The sequence below is a fragment of the Microbacterium sp. GW821-FHT01D02 genome (genome assembly GCF_059422585.1).
This window is the reverse complement of sequence record NZ_JBWKXB010000002.1, coordinates 564,757-583,737: the sequence shown is the minus strand read 5'-3', so window position 1 is coordinate 583,737 and position 18,981 is coordinate 564,757. Positions and strand designations below refer to the sequence as shown.

Sequence of the window (18,981 nt, the reverse complement as noted above, 5' to 3'; positions counted from 1 at the left end):
GCTCGGCGCCGCTCACGCGCTCGCCGGCTTCTCGCTCCACACCAGCAGGAACGCGCCGAGGGCGATCATGAGGCCGCCGCCGGTCGCGCCCACCGCCTCGATCCGTCGCGGCGAACGCCCGAACCAATCGCGGGCGGCACTCGCGAGGAACACCCACACCGCATCGCAGGCCACACCGATCGTGACGACGATGGCCCCGAGCACGAAGAGCTGCACGGGGACCGACCCCGAATGCAGATCGACGAACTGCGGCAGGATCGCCAGGAAGAACGCGATCGACTTCGGGTTCGTCACGCCGACGACGAACCCCTCGACGAGCAGTCGGACCCCGGAGCGCTTCGTCGGTGCGGAGACGATCGCGCGGGCGGCATCCTTCCGATGACGGATCGCCTGGATGCCGAGGAAGATCAGGTAGCCGGCGCCGAGAACCTTGACGATCGTGAACAGCACGATCGACTGCGCGATCACCGTGCCCACGCCGAGCGCGACCGCGACGACGAGCACGATCGAGCCGACGGCGGTGCCGAGGATGCTGAGGAAGCCACCCAGGCGGCCGAGGGCCATCGCCCGGCCGATCGTGAACAGCACGGTCGGCCCCGGGATCACCACCATGATGAAGGCCGCGATCACGAAGGTCGTGAGGGTCTCAGCGCTGAACATGGTGCGAGCCTAGGGGTGCGCGGGCGGGCGGCGCGAGCACCCCTCGACCCGATGTCAGCCCTGGCCCCAGAAGCGGTCCTCCGCCTCCTGGTCCTCGCTCATCAGCCAGACCTCGACGATGCGGCCCTCGGCCACGCGGAAGACGTCGACGCCGTGCTGGTCGAGGTCGTCGTGCCCGGGGCGCTGTGCACGGAAGCGGACGGTCGCCGAGACCAGGTCGCCGCTCTCGGTCGCCGACTCGGTCTCGAGCGCGAACGTGCCACCGCTCAGCTCCATGAAGCGGCCGAGGTGCGCGAGGATCGCGTCCGGTCCGACGTGGTCGCCCGACACCTGGTTCTCGCCCGGCTGGTGCCAGACGGCAGCCGGATGGAAGGTCGCCGCCAGCGCCTCCATGTCTCCTGCGGCCATGGCCGCACCGTACTGTCCTACGACGTCGATCGCCGACATGATGCTCCTCCTGAAGGGTCGGTACTGTGGGCATCCAGCGTCTCGACCGGGACGCGGTTACTTCAACGTCACCGGACGGAGCGGCGCATGTCGAGCGAGTGGACGGTCTTCTCTGCGAAATGCCCCTCCCGTGCATCGCTGGCCCGGATCGCCAACAAGTGGACGGCCATGATCGTCGTGCTCCTGCACGAGCAGCCGCTGCGTTTCGGGGAGCTGCACCAGCGGGTGGACGGGATCACGAAGAAGGTGCTCGTCGACACCCTCCGTGCTCTGGAACGCGACGGCATGCTGGAGCGCGCCGTCGGCACGGACGGTCACTCCCGCTATGTGCTCACTCCGCTCGGGCGCACGCTGCACGAACCGCTCCAGGCGCTGCAGATCTGGGCCGAGTCGCATGTCGACGACGTCCGCGACGCGCAGGACCGCTACGACGAGGTCGCCGACGAGAAGATGCTCGACGGTCGCTGAGCGGTCGGGCCCACCCGTGCTCCACAGGTGGGAAACTGGAACGATGAGCGTTTCTTCCGGTGTCGACGTGATCGCCCCTCTCAGCGAGACCGAGGTGCGGCGGATCCGCGAGGACTTCCCGATCCTGCACACGCAGGTGCAGGGGCATCCGCTCACCTATCTCGACTCCGGCGCGACGTCGCAGCGGCCGACCGCCGTGCTCGACGCCGAACGCGCGTTCGCGACCACCCTGAACGCCGCGGTGCACCGCGGGGCGCACACCCTGGCGGCGGAGGCGACCGAGCTGTTCGAGGATGCTCGTAGCACCCTGGCCCGCTTCGTGGGGGCGCACGACGACGAGATCGTCTGGACGTCGAACGCGACCGAGGCGATCAACCTCGTCGCGTACTCGCTGTCGAACGCCTCGCTCGGACGCGGGGGAGCGGTGGCCGATCGGCTGCGACTCCGGGAGGGCGACGAGATCGTCACGACCGAGATGGAGCACCACGCGAACCTCATCCCGTGGCAGGAGCTCGCCGCCCGCACGGGCGCGACCCTGAAGGTCATCCCCCTCGACGACGACGGCGCGCTGCGGCTCGACATCGCCGCCGAGATGATCGGCGAGCGGACGAGGCTCGTGGCGTTCACGCACGTCTCCAACGTGCTCGGTGTGATCAATCCCGTCGAGCAGCTGGTCGCGCTCGCCCGCCAGGTCGGCGCACTCACCCTTCTCGACGCGTGCCAGTCGGCCCCGCACCTGCCGCTCGACGTGCGTGCACTGGGTGTCGACTTCGCCGTGCTCTCCGGCCACAAGATGCTCGGACCCACGGGCATCGGCGCGCTCTACGGTCGCCGCGAGATCCTGGCGGCCATGCCGCCGTTCCTCACCGGCGGCTCGATGATCACCACGGTCACCACCACCGAGGCCGAGTACCTCCCGCCGCCGCAGCGGTTCGAGGCGGGCACGCAGCGTGTGTCGCAGGCGATCGCGCTCGCCGCGGCCGTGGACTACCTGAGCGAGGTCGGCATGTCCCGCATCGCCGCGCATGAGGCCGCCTTCGGTCGTCGCCTCGTCGAGGGCCTGAGTGCGATCGACGGGGTGCGGGTGCTCGGCGCCGGCATCGACCTGCCGCGCGTCGGGCTCGCGAGCTTCGACGTGGCCGGCATCCACTCCCACGACGTGGGGCAGTTCCTCGACGACCTCGGCATCGCCGTGCGGGTCGGTCACCACTGCGCGCAGCCGCTGCACCGGCGCCTGGGCGTGACCTCGTCGACCAGGGCGAGCACATACCTGTACACGACGGACGCCGAGGTGGAGGCCGTGATCGACGGCGTCGCCGGGGCGATCGACTTCTTCCGGAGGGGCGCATGAGCGACCTGCAGAACCTGTACCAGGAGCTGATCCTCGACCACTCGCGCACCCCGCACGGATACGGGCTGCGCGAGGAGATCCCCGCGCAGTCGCATCAGCTCAACCCCACCTGCGGAGACGAGATCACCCTGCAGGTGCACCGCGGCGCCGACGGCAGCGTCGAGGCGATCGCGTGGGAGGGGCATGGGTGCGCGATCTCCCAGGCCTCGGCCTCGCTGCTCGCCGAGCTCGCCGAGGGGCTGAGCGTCGACGACCTCGAGGTCCGCATCGCGGCGTTCCGCGAGGCGATGCGCTCGCGCGGGAAGATCGAGCCCGATGAGGAGCTTCTCGGCGATGCGGCGGCCCTCGGCGGGGTCTCGAAGTATGTCGCGCGGGTCAAGTGCGCCATGCTCGCCTGGGTCGCCGCGGAAGACGCCCTCACCCGCAGCTGAGTCGTCGACGGCCGCTCGACGCGCGGCGTCTTCACGGGAATAGTCGCGTCCGGCGGACGTTGGGCCGTACATGACAACTCTCGGAATCATCGGTGCAGGACACATCGGCAGCCAGATCGCACGCGTGGCGCTGGCCAACGGGTACGACGTGGTGATCGCCAACTCACGCGGGCCGGAGACCCTGGCAGGCCTGGTCGCCGACCTCGGACCGCGCGCGAAGGCCGCGACGGCGGAGGATGCGGCCGCCGCTGCCGACATCGCCGTCGTCACCGTTCCCCTGCGCGCGATCGGCGAACTGCCCGCCGCGCAGCTCGCCGGCAAGATCGTCCTCGACACGAACAACTACTACTTCGAGCGCGACGGGCGCATCGAGGCGCTCGACAAGGGCGAGACCACCACGTCGGAGCTGGTGCAGCGTGCGCTCCCCGGCGCGAAGATCGCGAAGGCGTTCAACCACATCTACGCCTCCGAGATCACGAGCGACGGCACGCCGGCAGGAACCGCGGATCGTCGGGCCCTGGCCACGGCCGGAGACGACGCCGAGGCCGTCGCGTTCGCCACGCGGTTCTATGACGAGGCCGGCTTCGACACCGTCAACGTCGGGCCGCTCAGCGAGTCGTGGCGGGTGGAGCGGGACCGTCCGGCCTACGTGGTGCGGCAGAACGCGGAGGAGCTCACGGCGAACCTCGCGATCGCGAACCGCCTGCCCTGAGAGGTCGTCCGGGACAGGGCGACGGGCGTCCGCGCCTCGTCGCCCTGCTCCGGATCTCCCGAGTGCCTGGGCGTCTTGGGATACCAAAAGTTGAGGAACCACCGTCGGAGTGCGAGAATGCCCAGATGGCGGGGGCTATGGGGAGAAGCGGCGAACTCGAGTCGGTGCGGGTCACGCGCATCCTGCGTGACGACATCGTCCTCGGACGTCGTGTGCCGGGGTCGCGTCTCGTCGAGCGCGACATCGCCGCGGAGCTGAACGTGTCGCGGCTCCCCGTTCGCGAAGCCATCCGCACACTCGTCGCGGAGGGCGTCGTCGTCGCCCGCCCTCGCACCTGGGCCGTCGTCCGAGAGTTCACCGATCGCGACATCCAGGATTTCGCCGAAGTGCGGGAGGCCATCGAGACGCTGATCTTCGTCTTCGCGGCCGAGCGGCACGACGAGGACGGCATCGCCCGCATCCGTGCGGCCTACGAGCGCGAGCTCGCCGCAGCGGATGCCGACGACTCGGAGGCCGCCCGGATCGCGGCCGCGGAGTTCCACGAGATCGCCGTCGAGCTCGCTGCGAACGAGATGCTCGGCGAGCTCATCGCGGTGTTCCTCACCCGACTGCGCTGGCTGTTCGGCCAGCATGACGATCTGCTCGCGATGGCGGACGAGCACCGCATCATCCTCGAGGCGATGACCGCGCGGGACACGGTCGCGCTGCGCCGGATCGTCCCCGCGCACCTGGCGAGTGGGCAGGCCGCGGCCCAGCGGCGCCTCGCGAAGGCCACCGACCTGGTCGTCTGAACCGCGCCGCCGCCGTCCGCACGTATTCGGGGACGACAGCGACGTCTCCGGTTGTATATTGGTGCGATCGGAGTCGGTCCGGAAACGTTGCGCTGTCCTGGGGAGCGAGATGCGGAATCTTGCTGTCGCGGTCGGATGCCTGCTGGTTCTCGGCGGAGTCGCGCTCGTCGTGATCGCCGATCAGGAACGTCAGGCGGCCGTCACCGCCGTCAAAGCGGAGATCGTGCGCGTCGAGCATGCGCTGGCGGAGTCGCGCGGCGACAACCGCGAGCTCGCGGAGAAGCTCACCGCACTGCGCTCGGAGATCGCCGAGCAGGATGCCGAGATCGCGGACACGACGGGGTTCCTGAAGTGATGCGCCGGGTCATGGCCGTCACCGTCGCCGCGATGATGGTGCTCTCCGCCGGGGTGTACGCGCGCACGGCTGCGCTCGATCAGGAGCGGACGGCGGCCGTGGCGGAACTCGGTGCGCTGCGGCAGCAGTCGCACCAGACGGCCCAGCGCACCGACTACCTCGCGGGGGCCGTCGAACGCGCCGAGCAGGACTCCGAGGATCGGGCGTCGGTGCTCGCGGTCCGCCCGGCGTTCGTGACCGAGGTCGCCGCACTGGCCAAGGCGCTCGAGGGCGCCCAGGGCATGGTCGACACGTCCGCGCACCGCGCGGCGGCGCTGTCCGCCCAGCAGACCGTCCTCGCCGAGAAGTCGGACCCCGACACGGTGACGGCCGCGACCGCCACCGTCCACGCGCTCACGGAGAAGGTCGGCACCGAGGTCGCCACGTGGCAGGCGGCGCAGAGCTCCGGCCCCGCGGGCCCGGCCTGGACGACGAGCGGACCGGGCGGGTACGCGCGGGTGCGTGCCGCGCTCGACCGGGTCGGCGGCGGGGGAGTCGGACTGTACGAGTCCTCGTCGTGCGCGGGCGGGAACGCTCCGGCGTGCGCCAACAGCAACGGCTACATCAAGTACCGCGCCGACATCGTGAACTGGAGCTCGGGGCGGTTGAACTGGGCGATGGCGCACGAGCTCGCGCACATCTATCAGTTCCGCGTGTGGGGCGCCCTCACGTCGTCCGGGGCATACGGTTTGCTGTTCGGCAACGACCCCGAGTTCCTCGCCAACTGCATGGCCGTGGTCCGCGGCTATCCGGGCTCGGTCGGCTGCAACGGCGAGCAGCAGGCCTGGGCATCCGGCATCTGGGTCGGCGCGGTCCGCTGATCCCCTCCGCCCGGTCCGTCCCTCAGGTGGCCGGTGTGGTGGTGTCGATGGCCTCGCGCAGCGGGCGTCGCATCACGCGCCAGTACGACGACGGGGCGATGCGGGTGAGGACGTCTATGAGCCGGGCCTCCCGTCCGACCATGGTGCGCGCGGCCCGTCGCTCGGTCGCCCGCACGATGCGCGCCGCGGCGTCCGCCGGCTCCGTGTGGTACATCGCGGCCTGCGCGGAGGCTGCCCGCGCGGCGACCGCGGGATCGATCGCGGCCGCGTACCGACCGTGCAGGATGATCCCGGTGCGCACGCCCGCGGGGTAGACGGCGCCCACGCTGACCGAGGTGCCCTCCAGCTCGTGCCGCAGCGCCTCGGAGAACGCCCGCACCGCGTACTTGCTCATCGCGTAGGGGATCCGCCCGGCCGGCGCCGCGAGGGCGTAGACGCTGGCCAGGTGTGTGATGTGCGCGGCCGGTGCGGCGCGGAGGGCGGGCAGCAGCGCCTTGGTGATCGAGACGGTGCCCCAGAGGTTCACGTCGGTCAGCCAGCGCATCTCCTCCATCGTGAGCTGATCGAGGTCGCCCAGCATCGAGGATCCGGCGCACGTGATCAGGGCGCTGATCCGCGGGTGCGCCGCCGTGATCTCGTCCGCCGCAGCGAACACCGCCTCGTCGTCGCGGAGGTCGACGACGTGCGTGGTCACGCGGGTGTCGCGGAGTTCCGCGGCCACGGTCGCGAGCGCCTCGCCGTCGTGATCGAGCAGGGCGAGGTGCGCGCCGCGTGCCGCCAGGAGTCGCGCGATGTCGGCGCCCATGCCGTTCGCGGCGCCGGTGATCACGGTGGTGCTGCCGGCGAGGTCGAGGTGTTTCATGCGTCTCCTGCGGGGCGTGATCCGGGTGCGAACCCGCGGATGTCGGAGGGGTGGGGCAAGCTGATTCCGAACCATTCTGGCCGACACCGGGCCGCAGTGATACCGGTACGCTCAAGGAGAGGAGGTACCGGTGGGACGGACAGCGGATGCCATCGCCGAAGGCGTCGCGATCGCGACCGCTGCCGCGCGCCTCGCCGTGAAGAATCACATCCTCATCGGCACCATCGCCGAAGACGGGGTCTTCGACATGGATCGGTACATCGACGACGCGCGTGAGGCGCTGCGTGCGATGGCCGAGGAGTCGGAAGAGGCCGCCGCCACCGTGACCGCCCTGCGCAAGCGCGCCCGGGGCCGGCATTCCGATCCGGTGGGCACGCACGACTACCGCGACCGTGATGTTCGCAACCTCCGTCGCCGGGCCAAGCAGTCCACCGGTGTGGCCGTGCGCCTGCGCGAGATCATGCAGGACCGGCAGCGTCTGGCCGAGATCGTCGAGGAGGCGAGGGACGCGGCCTGGGCCGACGTGCGCCACAACCTCGATCGCCGACTGCGGGTGGAGGGCATGCGCCCCGATCAGGACCCCGACTACGGACGCATGCGCGAAGCCCGCATGCAGGCGCTGCGACTCGTCGATCTGCAGGCTCTCTCCTCGGAGCAGAGAGCGAAGGCGAAGCGCCGGAAGAAGCAGCAGAAAGCCGAGACGGCGAGCGACTGAGGCCTCGTTTCGCTTTCGCGTCGGGACTGTTGTAGGCTGTTCCACGGCCCGCTGAGCGGGCTGGGCGCCCGTAGCTCAATGGATAGAGCATCTGACTACGGATCAGAAGGTTAGGGGTTCGAGTCCCTTCGGGCGCACACTGTGTTGAGACAGTGAAAGGCCTGGTCAGGAAGAAATTCCGACCAGGCCCTTTTCTTGCCTCGCGGACTTTCCGCTGATGCTGGGCATTCCAGGGGCATTCCGTGGCCCAGAAGCGGCCCTCTCGGCACGTCCTACGTGCCGGTCCGGATCGAGGTGCGCTCACCGCTGGAATGCCCTGGTGGGTCGGTGGGCATTCCGGATGCTCGGGGCCGTAGCCTGAGGTCATGCCGATGGATCTTGACGGACTGCTCGCCCAGGAGAACGCAGAGCGTGGCGCTGATGCCCGACTGGCCGCGCGGTTCGCCCCGCTGTGGGCGGCAGGTGATGCTGCGATCCGGGCTGACGTCGGCCTCGTGATCGAGCTGGCCCAGGCGGCGAGCGCCGCCGCCCGTGGAGAGAGGCTGCCACCTCTGCCGCGTTCGCCGCATACAACCTAATTCATGGGTTGGGTCGCCTCGCTGGCAAATCGGTTTCGTGGACCGCGTGCGTATCCCGCCCAGTACCCCACGATGCCCGCTCGGGGTGCCGCGCGAGCGTAATCCCCGCACGCGGCTTGTACCGGGCACTCTTGGCAGATCGCCCACAGAGTGCGCGTGTCGGGGTCGTCGGAAATGAATCGGTCGTCGCCTTCGCACCGCGGCGTTTGGGTTGCCAGAGCGTCCTGGAGCGCGGCCCATGCGGTGGCTGCTTTGCTCATCGACCGAAGAACTCCATCCGGAGTTCCTGAAGATGCTCTGGTGCGAGTCCGACGAGTTCGCGCACTCCCTGGACGGTGCCCACCAGCACCTGCACCTTGCCGGGGTGGTCGGACTCATCGAGATGAGCGATGACGGCAATGTGCCGCCCGTCCCGCGCCTTTGTGGTTGCGATCGCGACATCCGGTGGCACGCGCGTCTGGTGCTCGCCCAGCCGAACCCACGGCCCGGCGGTGCTGATGAATCGGGGCGTCACGAGCTTGGGTGACATGGCCCGCACGAAGCCCTCCACGCCCTCTTCCACGGTCTTGGCGTCCTGCGGGTGCAGCGGGACAGCGCGAGGCACTGGAAGAGGCGTAGGACGCGGTGGAGCCCCTGCCGCTGATGTGGGCTGCTGAGGCGACTGTGGGGTCGGCTGGACCGGTCGCGAATATCCGGGCTTGTTCACGCCCGATGTGCGAAACGGGTGGATCTTTCGTCCGTGTCGTGACGTCATTGGTGTTCTCCAGTCGGGATGGGTCCGGCCCCCGCGGGTGACCTTCAGTCGTCTGCCGCCACCGTGTTTCTGGTGGTGGATGTGATGCGGGGGCCGGGGATCGAGGGGTGCCGCCCGTCCTGACCTTGGGCGGCACCCGGTGCGGGGCCGTCGAGTCACCACGAAGCGAACGACCCAGCGGGTCCCGTGTGCACTCACCACAGCCACACGGGGGCATGTGAAGTTGTGGGCCGTGGGCTGGGGCTCGAATGGGACAGGCGCTATCCCCCTCCAGCCCACGGGGCTAGGGGACGGGTATCGCCGTGCGGGCGAGTTTCGCGAAGTCGCCCAGGGTCAGGATCACGAACGCCTCCGCGACGCTGCGCTCGCGCGTCTGCACAAGCGCCGCGACCGGATACCCCGCGGCGTCTGCCTCGCGCCGCGCGGCGTCGAGGTCCACGCTCAGGCGATGGGTTCGGCGTGCCGACACCGCCATGTAGACGCCCGCGATTCCCGCGACGTCTGGCCGGTCCGCGAGGTCCAGCCCCTCCGAGATCCGGGTGAAGGTCGGTTTCGCCTTGGCATTAGTGAATCCCTGCTCCGTGAGGAACACGGCCACGATCTCGCGCATGGCGGCATTCAGGCGGCTCTGCGCACTCAACGTCGTTCCCCCGTGACTCCAGCCTCCCGCGCTTCGACGTGCTGGGAGAACCTGATCCCGCCCTCATCCAGTGCCTTCTGCTGCGCTGCTGCTGCCTTGATCGAGGGGTCCTCGCTCACCCAGTACTGGGCTGTGGACTGGATGGGGCCGAACCGTTCATTCACGGCTGCGAGCGCCTCGGCTCGCGCCTCCGCGGTCGGCATGGCCCACGCCTCGGCCTTCGCGGCGTCCCGTGCGCGGGTCCACTCGACGTCGCCCACGGCGTTCCAGGTCGGGAGATCTTTGGGCGCGGGTCCCAGGCCGAAGCGGACTTCCCCCCACGCTGCGAGCTGAGCGTCGTCACTCGCCAGGTGTGCCAGCCAGGAGCGGCCCGAAGCCGAATAGCTGGCTTCGATCAGGGCCGCTGTGACCGTGTATGTCTCTCCCGCTCGGGAGACGTGAGAGGCGCTCATGAACCCCCGACCGGTCGCGAAAGTGATCCCGTTGAGTCGAGCGTGGATCTGATCGCCGGGTACCACGGGAAGTGGTGCCACCTCGGTCTGCTCGCGGGCTGCGGCCAGTCGTTCACGTGCCTCGCGGAGCCGTGCAACGCCCATGGGCTCGGTCTCATTCGTGCGCGTCATGCGCTTACCTCGATTTCAGAATTGGGGAACTGGTCGCGGATGTCGTCGGCGAGGAGCGGTCGATACATCGACTCCAGCTCGGCGGCGATCTGCTCGGCTGCGACCGGGTCTCGACGCGCCACTCGGAAGACCGCGGCGGAGATGTCGCGGAAGGCGAGGCGCATCTCGACCTCGGTCTCGCTGGTCTCACCCATGGCGGAGAGCATGCCCAGCGCCCGCACCTCGGCGTCACCAGCTCGCAGGACCACAGTGGGGTTACCGGCGTCGAGAGCATCGAGAGCGGTCTCCCGCGCACGCTGAGCCGCATCCACGATCCGTCCGGCGATGGTGGCACTGTCGAGCCCCTGCATCCGCTCGATGGTGGCCTGGAGCTGTGGGGCAAGGTGACCGGCCTGGATGTGCGCCCTGATGCTGTCACGACCGGGTGAGAACGGCTGACGGGAAATGCGGCTAATTGGGGTGCCCGCCGCGAGCGCGCTTTCCAGGGCGGTTCTCTGGTCGGAGGCCAAGCTGCACACGGCGCACCGACGCCCACGGCGGGCGGGGAGTGTGGCGGTGATCTCTGACATGGCGAAAATCCCTTCTCATTGAGTATCGACCGCTGCGGGTTCAACGAATCATTGCGTCCCCTGTCACGGATCTACCCCAGCGCGCTGGAGGCTCGTCGGCGTAGTGCGCCTCCGGTTCCCTGGAAGCGTCGATGATGCGCGGCTTGGTCCAGCTCGATCCATTCGGCTGCTGCTGAGGCGTCACCGGCTGCTGCACGGTCCAGGAGTACCCCGGGAGTGATTGAGCCCGCTGGAGCCGCTGTCATGCCCTTCTGGGCGTATCTCAGCGCCTTGCCGCGGGTGCGGGTGATCCTCTCCACATACTGCGCCGCGGGGTCCGCTGAGTAGCCCACGGTGTCGATGATGCGCGCCCATCTCGTGCGGATCTCTGCTTCGAGCTGCGGTACGTCGATCTCATTTCCAAAAACGAGAAAGGCCGCGTGCGGGTGCCATCCTGCGCTGCTGGTCGTGATCTCTGTTGACCAACGCCAGGCGGTGACACGAGTCTTCAGCCAGTCTCCGACGAATCGACCGCGAGCCGTGTCGAGGGCGTCCCAGAGGTCCGCAAGCGGACTGCCGGGGGTGCTCTGAAGGCTGAGGGTCACCGCGATGACGTGGTTGTACTGCTCGGTGTTGGCTGCGAGATCCGCGGCCCGACTGGAAGCGCGCTTGCGCGCACATACGTCGCACAGCGGGTGTTCGCATCGGTTCCACTTTCGATGGGCTCTGAGATAAACGGAGGCGCACCCACGCAGACGCTCGATGCTGCTGTACTCACGGGTGAACTCACGCCGCTGGAGCGGAGTCGAGAGGGGATTATGTGTCTCTTCTGAATAATCAAGAGAGGGATGCGCGTTCGCTCTAACTGCGCGATACGCGCTAACCGATGCGAGCGGCGCTCGCCGCATGAGCTGAGCGCACCGTGCATCGGCGCGTTCGAACCGGGCTCGTGATTCGGAACTGATCGGCACGCGCCGTCCATACGGGCTAACTGCGCGTGACGCTCTAACCTCGTCGTCCGGGGTCGGTAGACTCGACATGATCGCATCGCGACTTGACGGCCCCCGCCTGGCAGTAGGGGCCGTTCGTCGTTTTCAGGCCTGCGCGACCGTCAGGTTGCGACCGACTGCATCGAGATCCGCTGCGTCGATCCGGATCATCCTGGAGCCGATCCGGCGTGCAGGGAGCGCACCCCGGGCGATGAGTCGGCGGACCGTCTTGGTCGAGCAGGACATGAGGTTCGCGGCCTGCTGAATCGTGATCCAATGGGCGGCGATAGGTGCAGCGTTGGTAGCCATGGTGGGATTCCCTCGTACGAGATTCGTACGGCTCAGATCACGAATCGTGATCCGGCGCGGGGATTCTCCGGCCTCTCCGGTCGCCCGGACTGCCTTGCCCCCGACTTCCCAGGGTCGAGCGGCTCAAGTCCACTCTAGGCCACCTCCGGCATGTGCGGAGCTTCCGATCTCAGCCGGTGGCACACTCGATGCATGATCGGTGATTCAGGGCCATGGCGTGAAGAGCTTCAGAAGTCGTCAGCGCGTTTGCGTCGCTGGGACACCCGACGACGTTGGACGCATCGGACATATTTCCTCGCGGAGAGGGACATCATGATGGGCGCGTACGCAATCCGTCGTCTGATGGACTCGGGTAAGACTTCATCACTGCTCGGCGCTCGGCGCTACCCGGTGGTCCAGTATCCGTTGACGGGTCGGGTGCCCATGACACTCGACCGCTTCACCCCTGAAGACTTCTATGCCCTGGAGAAGCCCACAAAGGGTGAGATCAACGTGGCACGCCTGTGCAACCAGATCATCCATAGCTTCGTGTTCCAGATCTTCTTGACGGACGACGAGACGACCTCGGTGATGTTCGTGTCGGATCGAGACCGCGCGCGACGTCTCCACAGCATCAGTTTCGAGGTAATCGCGGATCTCCTCAGCTACGTCGCGCATGAGGACCTGCTGTATCGGGAAGGCACCATGCGCGACGGCGACGAGAAGATCACCAACATCTCGAATCATGACCTCGTGGAAGCCGGACATGCCGTCTACGAAGACGATGAGCATGTACAGATCGTCAGAACTGTGCCCTGGCCGGGAGACGTCAGCGGCTAGCGCGCTCCGTTGACCACGCTGATAACCGCCACTCCCATGTGATTCTCAACGATCTTGAATGCGGCTGTCTCGGTCAGAGTCTGAGTGCATGCGTGATGGATGGCGAGCACGAGATCTTGGAGTTCCTGGTGGTCCTCCAAAACAGTCACCTCGATGCCCAACTCTTTCGCCTTCTTCAGCGAGATGTGTCGGCTATGCGAGAGCGTGAGTGCGTGGCTCCCAAGTTCATCGAGGATCTTCTTGGACCGGTCAGCGGCGTCGGACTGGCCGACGAACATTCCTGTCTGGAGCCACTGATCGACCATGTCGATGGACCACTTGATGGCCTTCGCAGCCTCGCCCACCAGGGTGGGGTTGTACTTCGCGATGATGGGCTGCCAAACCGCGATGCTGGTCGGGTCGGCCAGAATCTCCCGCTTGGCCTGGTCGAACTCTTCGATGACCCCGTGGGCAGGGATGCCACCGATCTGAGGATCGATCGGGCCGAGACTCGAATGCTTGCCCATCACGACCTCCTTGGCCGCGAGAGCGATCATGGTTCCGCACGACATAGCAAGCTGCGGGACGATGACGCGGATGTCGTTGTTGAACATCGTCCGGAGGTAGTCCACGAGCGACTCGCACGCAGCGATATCTCCACCCGGAGTGTGGAGGATCAGGTCCAGACCTTTTGAACGGTCGAGCTGGTGAACCGTGCTCATGAAGCCGGTCTTGTCGCCATCATTGATCTCGAAGCCCTGCATCCCCGCAGCGATGAGATTCTGCTTCTCCAGCCAGCCGGAGTAGTAAATGATGACGTTGCGACCGGTCAACTCATGGAGTTGGGCTAGGAACCCTCGACGGATCGCGTCGTGGGGTCCTCCGTGTTGCTGAACGGCGGTCTGGACGTCGGGCCAGCTAGGCATTAACGCGGCGCGGACGTGCTAGTTCGCACCACGTCGAAAACATGGGTCGGCTGTACCGAGTTCCACGCGGAGATGTAGTTGTACCCAGTCGGCCCTGAGCCCGCGAGACCTAGTCTGTCGAAGGTCTCGGTGATCTCCTCGGCGGTGGGGAGATCCTGCACAAGATCGCTAACGGATGTTTCGGTCACGGAAGACATGGCCGGTCCCTTTCCTTGGTCTCGACAGTATGACAGATGGATGGCTTCCCTTTGATCAACGTTTCCGACGAGTCTGTTATGCCAACTTCGACTCGCTACGAGCGCCGTCTCCGACGTTGACCTGCAGCGTGGTGACGTTGGACGCCTGCACCTTCGGCAGGATCGGCATGAGGTCGGCCAGCTCGGCGGAGCGGTCGCTCACGACGTGCAGGTAGTGGTCTACGGTCGTGCGCACGTTGGCGTGCCCCAGGTGGTCACGGACCTCCAGGGGGTTCGCTCCAGCCCCCAGGAGGTGCGACGCGTTGAAGTCTCGGAGATCGTGTTCGCGCACCTGGCCACGGACTCCAGCGGCGTCCTGAGCGGGCACCCAGGATTCGTTGAACGCGGAATCGTGGATGAATTCGCTCGTGCCTTTCGGGGCGAAGATAAGGGACTCCGCGAACTCTCCGACGTGCGCGGAGATGTGGCGGTCGATCACGTCGGTCATGCTGCTCGGGAGTGTCACGGGACGTACGCCCTTCGCGCTTTTCGGAGGGCCGACGATCCAGCCCTGACCGGTCACGTACTGCGCCTGTCGGGTCACGAGGATTCGATACCGGCCATCGATCAGGGTGAGGTCGCTGCGGCGCAGGGAGCGCCATTCCGAGAGTCGGAGGCCGCCATACGCGGCGATAAGCACGCCCAGCTTGAAACGGTTGTCCACATGGTGATGCAGGATCGCCAGCTCATCGAGTGTCGGCGGTCGGTACGTCTTTCCCGCGCTGGTCTTGGTGAGCTTGGCCGGGACAGGGTTGGTGCTGACGATGCCGTCCTCTTCTGCGGTCGTGAAGATCGCGCGGAGGAGTCGCGCCTCTGCTGCTGCCGCCGTCTTGCCCTGACGCATCCGGGCGGCGTGCCACGTGCGTACCCGTGCCGTCGTGATGGCTGTGAGCCGGTCGTCTGCGAAGTCTGCCAGGCCCTTCTGGAGCTGCCGCTCGTACTCGGTGCGGGTCTTGGGCCGGAGCGGTTCGCCCTTCGAGGTGACGCGCTGCTCCACCCACGTAGCGGCGTACGGCCCGAACGTCTCGGCGGTGACGGCCTTCGGGTTCTTCCAGCGTCCTCGCTCGATGTCTGACCGCTGAGACGACAGCCAACCTCGGGCGTCGGTACGCGTCGAGAACGTCATCGGTGCGTAGAAGCGCGTCCCCTCGTGCACATAGCTCGCTTGGAACTTGCCGTTCGCCCGCTCACGGATCGTTCCCCAGTCCTCGCGGTTCGCCTTGTACTTGCGCGTCTCGGCCATGATCTTCCCTCTCGCTGGGCATTCCGTGGGCATTCTGGAATGTCAAGATGAGTCTACACTTGTCCACTCAATCAGAAGGTTTTGTTCTCTGACTCCAGAATTAGAGCGGTTGCCAAGGGGATAACCGGCAATCTCGGAACGTCCAAACTAGGGGGGCATCTGACTACGGATCAGAAGGTTAGGGGTTCGAGTCCCTTCGGGCGCACACTGTGTTGAGACAGTACAGAGATCCCCGTCGCGAAAGCGGCGGGGATCTCTGCTTTCTCCCGTGTCCCTCTCGTCGTCGTTCCGCGCGGTCTGCAGCCGTGGATCACCCAGGTCCGTCACCCGGCCCCCGTCCGACGCGTGCCGCCCGCGACATACAATCACGGTGAGACGAAGCGCCGGGCCGAGATCCCGGCGTCGGAGTGAGGGAGGGGCTCGGATGTTCGGTTCGAAGAAGAAGAAGGTCGGCTTCGACGATCTGATGGCGCAGCTCCGGCCCGATCTGACCCGGGAAGCGCTCGGCGTCGGTCCCGACTTCCCCGGCGTCGCCCCCAACCCGCTCCTGAGCAGGGAGGCGCGCCGGCGCAATGCGGAGCTGCGCACCGGAGTGCTCGCGCTCGGCGTGCTCGTCGACTGGCGGGAGGTCAGCAGTGACGGCAGCCCGCGCGTGGTCCTGATGCTCGACGTGGAGACCGCCGACGGCATCTCGTTCCGCGGCATCGCCGACGAAGACCTCACGATCACCGAGCTCACACGGCTCGCGCCGGGGCAGACGATGCCCGTGCGCTTCCGACCGGCCGTCATGGACCACTACGTCGCCCTCGCCCGGGACGCGGATCCCGCGGATGTGCAACGACTGTCCGATGCGATCGCGGACCGCAAGCGGGCCTGACCCGGGGCGCTCCGGCCGGGACCGGCCTAGATCAGGCTCGTGATCGCGGCATCGCGTCGCGCCACCGCGGCGGCGGTCGACAGGATCGCCTTCCGCATGGCCGACACGGCGACGGCGGGCGTGACATCGGAGCGATGGGCCAGACTCACGGTGCGGGTCATCAGCGGGTGGGAGAGGCGCACCGAACGCAGGGCGGGGCGGTCGAGCAGCACCATCGCCGGGACGATCGCGACGCCGAGCCCGCGCTCGACGAAGCGGAGCACGCTGTCCATCTCGGCTCCCTCCAGGACCCGGTTCGGAGTGAGGCCGGCGGCGCGGAACACCGTGTCCGTGGTCGCCCGCAGCTCGTAGCTCTCGTCGAACACGATGAGCGGCAGCGCGGCGAGCTGCTCCAGGTCGATGTGCGGGCGGGTGGAGAGCGCAGGCTCGGAGGCGGCGGAGACGACGACCAGCTCCTCCGTGAGCAGCGGAGTGCGGGTCAGGCTGACGCCGGCCGGCGGCAGTCCCTCGGAGGCCGTGATGAGGGCGATGTCGACCGCGCCGACGGCCAGCTGCTCGACCAGGAGGCGGGAGCCTCCCTCGGTCAGGTGCAGGTCGACGTCGGGGTGCGCGGCGTGGAACGAGCTGATCGCCTCGGCGACGAGGCTGATGCACAGGGTGGGCGGAGCGCCGAGTCGCACCCGGCCGCGGCGGAGGCCGGCCAGCTCGCCCATCTCGTCGCGGATGGCATCGGCCTCGGCGAGCATGCGCTGGGCGCGGGGGAGGAGCGTCTCGCCGGCGGCCGTGAGGGCGATGTGGCCGCGTGCACGGTGGAACAGCTCGGCGCCGAGCTCGCGCTCGAGCGTGGAGATCTGCCGGCTCAGCGACGGCTGGGCCAGGTGCAGGTGCTCGGAGGCGCGGGTGAAGTGTCCGAGACGCGCGACCTCGACGAACCCGCGGAGCTGCTCGAGGTTCATGACCATAGCCTACCCGCATCGTTTCCAGTCGGACTATGCATTGGAGTTATTAGGATCCCCTAACTAGCGTGGATCGCATGTCTACCCCCGAACGTCAGATATCCACCACCGTCCTCGTCATCGGCACCGGCGGCTCCGGGCTGCGGGCGGCGATCGAGATCGCCGAACACGGCGTCGATGTGCTCGCCGTCGGCAAACGCCCTCGACAGGATGCGCACACGTCTCTGGCGGCCGGTGGCATCAACGCGGCGCTCGGCACGATGGATGCGGACGACAGCTGGCAGCAGCACGCCGCCGACACCATCAAGGAGAGCTACCTGCTCGCCAACCCTCACACGGTCGAGATCGTCACGCAGGGCGCCGAGCGCGGCATCCGCGACCTCGAGCGCTGGGGCATGGACTTCGCCCGCGAGGACGACGGGCGCATCTCGCAGCGGTTCTTCGGCGCGCACACGTTCCGCCGCACGGCCTTCGCCGGCGACTACACGGGCCTCGAGATCCAGCGCACGCTCGTGCGCAAGGCCGAGCAGCTCGACGTCCCGATCCTCGACCACGTCTACATCACGCGCCTGCTCGTGCGCGACAACGTGGTGTTCGGCGCCTACGGCTTCGACCAGGCGGACGGCACCCGGTACCTGATCCACGCGGATGCCGTCATCCTCGCCGCCGGAGGGCACAACCGCATCTGGCGGCGCACCTCCTCCCGCCGTGACGAGAACACCGGCGACTCCTTCCGCCTCGCGGTCGACGCCGGCGCCCGGCTGCGCGATCCCGAGCTCGTGCAGTTCCACCCGTCCGGCATCATCGAGCCCGAGAGCGCCGCGGGCACGCTCATCTCGGAGGCCGCCCGCGGCGAGGGCGGCATCCTCCGCAACGCCCTCGGCGAGCGGTTCATGTCGAAGTACGACCCCGAGCGCATGGAGCTGTCGACCCGTGACCGCGTCGCGCTCGCCGCGTACACCGAGATCCAGGAGGGACGCGGCACCGAGAACGGCGGCGTCTGGCTCGACGTCTCGCACCTGCCGCGCGAGACGATCATGACCCGTCTGCCCCGCGTCTACCAGACGATGATGGAGCTGCAGATGCTCGACATCACGACCGATCCGATCGAGATCGCCCCCACCGCGCACTACTCGATGGGCGGCGTCTGGGTGCGCCCGGAGGATCACCAGACAGATGTGGAGGGGCTCTACGCGATCGGCGAGGCCTCGAGCGGACTCCACGGCGCGAACCGTCTCGGTGGCAACTCCCTCATCGAGCTGCTCGTCTACGGGCGGATCGTCGGGCAGGCGGCCATGGAGCATGCCGCCGGTCTCGACGCGCAGCGACGGTCGGCCGAGGCCGTGGCCGCGGCGCGTGCCGAGATCGACGACCTGCTGTCCGCCGAGGGGCGCGAGAACGTCCGCGCCCTGCAGCGCGCGATCCGCAACCTCATGACCGAGTACGCCGGCGTGGTCCGCTCGGAGGAGGGGCTGCGCGCCGGGCTCGCCGACCTCGACATGATCGAGGGCCGCATGGAGGACATCGGCATCCACCCGGACATCGCCGGGTTCCAGGACCTCGCGCACGCTTTCGACCTCAAGGCCTCGGCGCTCGCCGCCCGTGCCACCCTGGAGGCCGCGCTGGAGCGTCGGGAGACGCGCGGATGCCACAACCGCAGCGACTTCCCCGACAGCGACCCGACGCTGCAGGTGAACCTCGTGTGGTCGCCGACCCAGGGCGTCACCCGCGAGGCGATCCCGGAGATCCCCGCGGAGATCGCCGAGCTCATGCGCGAGGTCGACACCGCGGGCAAGCTCGTCGAGTAGGAGCCCGAACGCGTCGACAGGCTCAGGGACCCACCGGTCCCTGA

At 68.0% G+C, this 18,981-nt stretch carries 23 protein-coding genes and 2 tRNA genes; 14 read left to right on the top strand and 11 right to left on the bottom strand.

Annotation, left to right across the window (positions count from 1 at the left end):
* Positions 1-12: 12 nt before the first annotated feature.
* Positions 13-660 carry a LysE family translocator gene (locus AC07VM_RS11640; protein ID WP_494911309.1) on the bottom strand — a complete coding sequence of 216 codons (648 nt, stop codon included), beginning with the start codon at positions 658-660 and terminating at the stop codon, positions 13-15.
* A 54-nt stretch (positions 661-714) separates the two neighbouring features.
* On the bottom strand, positions 715-1,107 hold the full coding sequence (locus AC07VM_RS11635) for a nuclear transport factor 2 family protein (RefSeq protein WP_494911307.1): 393 nt from the start codon (positions 1,105-1,107) through the stop codon (positions 715-717).
* An 87-nt stretch (positions 1,108-1,194) separates the two neighbouring features.
* Between AC07VM_RS11635 and AC07VM_RS11630 the strand changes: the two genes are divergently transcribed.
* The 7 genes from AC07VM_RS11630 to AC07VM_RS11600 all read left to right on the top strand — a co-directional run bounded on the left by AC07VM_RS11630 (position 1,195) and on the right by AC07VM_RS11600 (position 6,075).
* Positions 1,195-1,575: a winged helix-turn-helix transcriptional regulator gene (locus tag AC07VM_RS11630; RefSeq protein ID WP_494911306.1), complete on the top strand. Its 381-nt coding sequence runs from the start codon at positions 1,195-1,197 to the stop codon at positions 1,573-1,575.
* 43 nt (positions 1,576-1,618) lie between these two features.
* Entirely contained in the window at positions 1,619-2,926 is a 1,308-nt protein-coding gene (locus tag AC07VM_RS11625; RefSeq protein WP_494911305.1) for an aminotransferase class V-fold PLP-dependent enzyme, read from the top strand.
* On the top strand, positions 2,923-3,357 hold the full coding sequence (sufU, locus tag AC07VM_RS11620) for a Fe-S cluster assembly sulfur transfer protein SufU (protein ID WP_267417286.1): 435 nt from the start codon (positions 2,923-2,925) through the stop codon (positions 3,355-3,357). Before AC07VM_RS11625 ends, sufU begins: the two co-directional genes overlap by 4 nt.
* Positions 3,358-3,427: 70 nt before the next feature.
* Positions 3,428-4,069 (top strand): NADPH-dependent F420 reductase, encoded by a 642-nt coding sequence (locus AC07VM_RS11615; RefSeq protein WP_494911304.1) that lies wholly within the window; start codon positions 3,428-3,430, stop codon positions 4,067-4,069.
* 125 nt (positions 4,070-4,194) lie between these two features.
* Positions 4,195-4,860, top strand: coding sequence for a GntR family transcriptional regulator (locus AC07VM_RS11610; protein ID WP_494911303.1), 666 nt, complete (start codon positions 4,195-4,197; stop codon positions 4,858-4,860).
* 109 nt (positions 4,861-4,969) lie between these two features.
* The gene (locus tag AC07VM_RS11605; RefSeq protein WP_267417289.1) at positions 4,970-5,215 is read left to right on the top strand and encodes a hypothetical protein; all 246 of its coding nucleotides are present in this window, start codon (positions 4,970-4,972) and stop codon (positions 5,213-5,215) included.
* 11 nt (positions 5,216-5,226) lie between these two features.
* Entirely contained in the window at positions 5,227-6,075 is an 849-nt protein-coding gene (locus tag AC07VM_RS11600; protein ID WP_494911301.1) for a hypothetical protein, read from the top strand.
* A 22-nt stretch (positions 6,076-6,097) separates the two neighbouring features.
* Here AC07VM_RS11600 and AC07VM_RS11595 read toward each other — a convergent pair whose 3' ends face one another.
* Entirely contained in the window at positions 6,098-6,937 is an 840-nt protein-coding gene (locus tag AC07VM_RS11595; protein ID WP_494911299.1) for an SDR family NAD(P)-dependent oxidoreductase, read from the bottom strand.
* A 130-nt stretch (positions 6,938-7,067) separates the two neighbouring features.
* Here AC07VM_RS11595 and AC07VM_RS11590 point away from each other — a divergent pair, with 130 nt between their 5' ends.
* From AC07VM_RS11590 to AC07VM_RS11580, 3 genes are all read left to right on the top strand, one after another.
* A complete protein-coding gene (locus AC07VM_RS11590) occupies positions 7,068-7,652 on the top strand; it encodes an asparagine synthase (RefSeq protein WP_494911297.1) in 585 nt (194 codons plus the stop codon).
* Between the two features lie 64 nt (positions 7,653-7,716).
* Positions 7,717-7,789 (top strand) — tRNA-Arg (locus AC07VM_RS11585).
* Positions 7,790-8,017: 228 nt separating this feature from the next.
* On the top strand, positions 8,018-8,230 hold the full coding sequence (locus AC07VM_RS11580) for a hypothetical protein (protein ID WP_494911296.1): 213 nt from the start codon (positions 8,018-8,020) through the stop codon (positions 8,228-8,230).
* Between the two features lie 256 nt (positions 8,231-8,486).
* Here AC07VM_RS11580 and AC07VM_RS11575 read toward each other — a convergent pair whose 3' ends face one another.
* The 5 genes from AC07VM_RS11575 to AC07VM_RS11555 form a co-directional block, all read right to left on the bottom strand.
* Positions 8,487-8,780 carry a hypothetical protein gene (locus AC07VM_RS11575; RefSeq protein ID WP_494911294.1) on the bottom strand — a complete coding sequence of 98 codons (294 nt, stop codon included), beginning with the start codon at positions 8,778-8,780 and terminating at the stop codon, positions 8,487-8,489.
* Between the two features lie 487 nt (positions 8,781-9,267).
* Positions 9,268-9,594: a hypothetical protein gene (locus AC07VM_RS11570; RefSeq protein WP_494911292.1), complete on the bottom strand. Its 327-nt coding sequence runs from the start codon at positions 9,592-9,594 to the stop codon at positions 9,268-9,270.
* 26 nt (positions 9,595-9,620) lie between these two features.
* Entirely contained in the window at positions 9,621-10,247 is a 627-nt protein-coding gene (locus AC07VM_RS11565) for a hypothetical protein (RefSeq protein WP_494911291.1), read from the bottom strand.
* Complete coding sequence (locus AC07VM_RS11560; RefSeq protein WP_494911289.1) at positions 10,244-10,816, bottom strand: hypothetical protein; 573 nt, start codon at positions 10,814-10,816, stop codon at positions 10,244-10,246. Before AC07VM_RS11560 ends, AC07VM_RS11565 begins: the two co-directional genes overlap by 4 nt.
* Positions 10,817-11,889: 1,073 nt before the next feature.
* Positions 11,890-12,093, bottom strand: a complete 204-nt coding sequence (locus AC07VM_RS11555; RefSeq protein ID WP_494911287.1) for a helix-turn-helix domain-containing protein — start codon at positions 12,091-12,093, stop codon at positions 11,890-11,892.
* Between the two features lie 192 nt (positions 12,094-12,285).
* On the opposite strand from AC07VM_RS11555, the gene AC07VM_RS11550 reads away from it, so the two are divergent.
* Positions 12,286-12,912 (top strand): hypothetical protein, encoded by a 627-nt coding sequence (locus AC07VM_RS11550; protein ID WP_494911285.1) that lies wholly within the window; start codon positions 12,286-12,288, stop codon positions 12,910-12,912.
* Here the strand turns inward: AC07VM_RS11550 and AC07VM_RS11545 are convergent.
* The gene (locus tag AC07VM_RS11545) at positions 12,909-13,724 is read right to left on the bottom strand and encodes an SDH family Clp fold serine proteinase (RefSeq protein ID WP_494911283.1); all 816 of its coding nucleotides are present in this window, start codon (positions 13,722-13,724) and stop codon (positions 12,909-12,911) included. The genes AC07VM_RS11550 and AC07VM_RS11545 overlap by 4 nt on opposite strands.
* 366 nt (positions 13,725-14,090) lie before the next feature.
* Positions 14,091-15,296, bottom strand: a complete 1,206-nt coding sequence (locus AC07VM_RS11540) for a tyrosine-type recombinase/integrase (protein WP_494911281.1) — start codon at positions 15,294-15,296, stop codon at positions 14,091-14,093.
* 105 nt (positions 15,297-15,401) lie between these two features.
* On the opposite strand from AC07VM_RS11540, the gene AC07VM_RS11535 reads away from it, so the two are divergent.
* Together AC07VM_RS11535 and AC07VM_RS11530 are read left to right on the top strand one after the other, a co-directional pair.
* Positions 15,402-15,501, top strand: a tRNA-Arg gene (locus AC07VM_RS11535).
* A gap of 219 nt (positions 15,502-15,720) precedes the next feature.
* Positions 15,721-16,173 carry a hypothetical protein gene (locus AC07VM_RS11530; protein ID WP_494911280.1) on the top strand — a complete coding sequence of 151 codons (453 nt, stop codon included), beginning with the start codon at positions 15,721-15,723 and terminating at the stop codon, positions 16,171-16,173.
* Positions 16,174-16,199: 26 nt separating this feature from the next.
* Here the strand turns inward: AC07VM_RS11530 and AC07VM_RS11525 are convergent, their stop codons facing one another.
* The gene (locus AC07VM_RS11525) at positions 16,200-17,135 is read right to left on the bottom strand and encodes a LysR family transcriptional regulator (RefSeq protein ID WP_494911279.1); all 936 of its coding nucleotides are present in this window, start codon (positions 17,133-17,135) and stop codon (positions 16,200-16,202) included.
* A 71-nt stretch (positions 17,136-17,206) separates the two neighbouring features.
* Here AC07VM_RS11525 and AC07VM_RS11520 point away from each other — a divergent pair, with 71 nt between their 5' ends.
* Entirely contained in the window at positions 17,207-18,937 is a 1,731-nt protein-coding gene (locus AC07VM_RS11520) for an L-aspartate oxidase (protein WP_494911278.1), read from the top strand.
* The last annotated feature ends 44 nt before the right edge of the window (positions 18,938-18,981 follow it).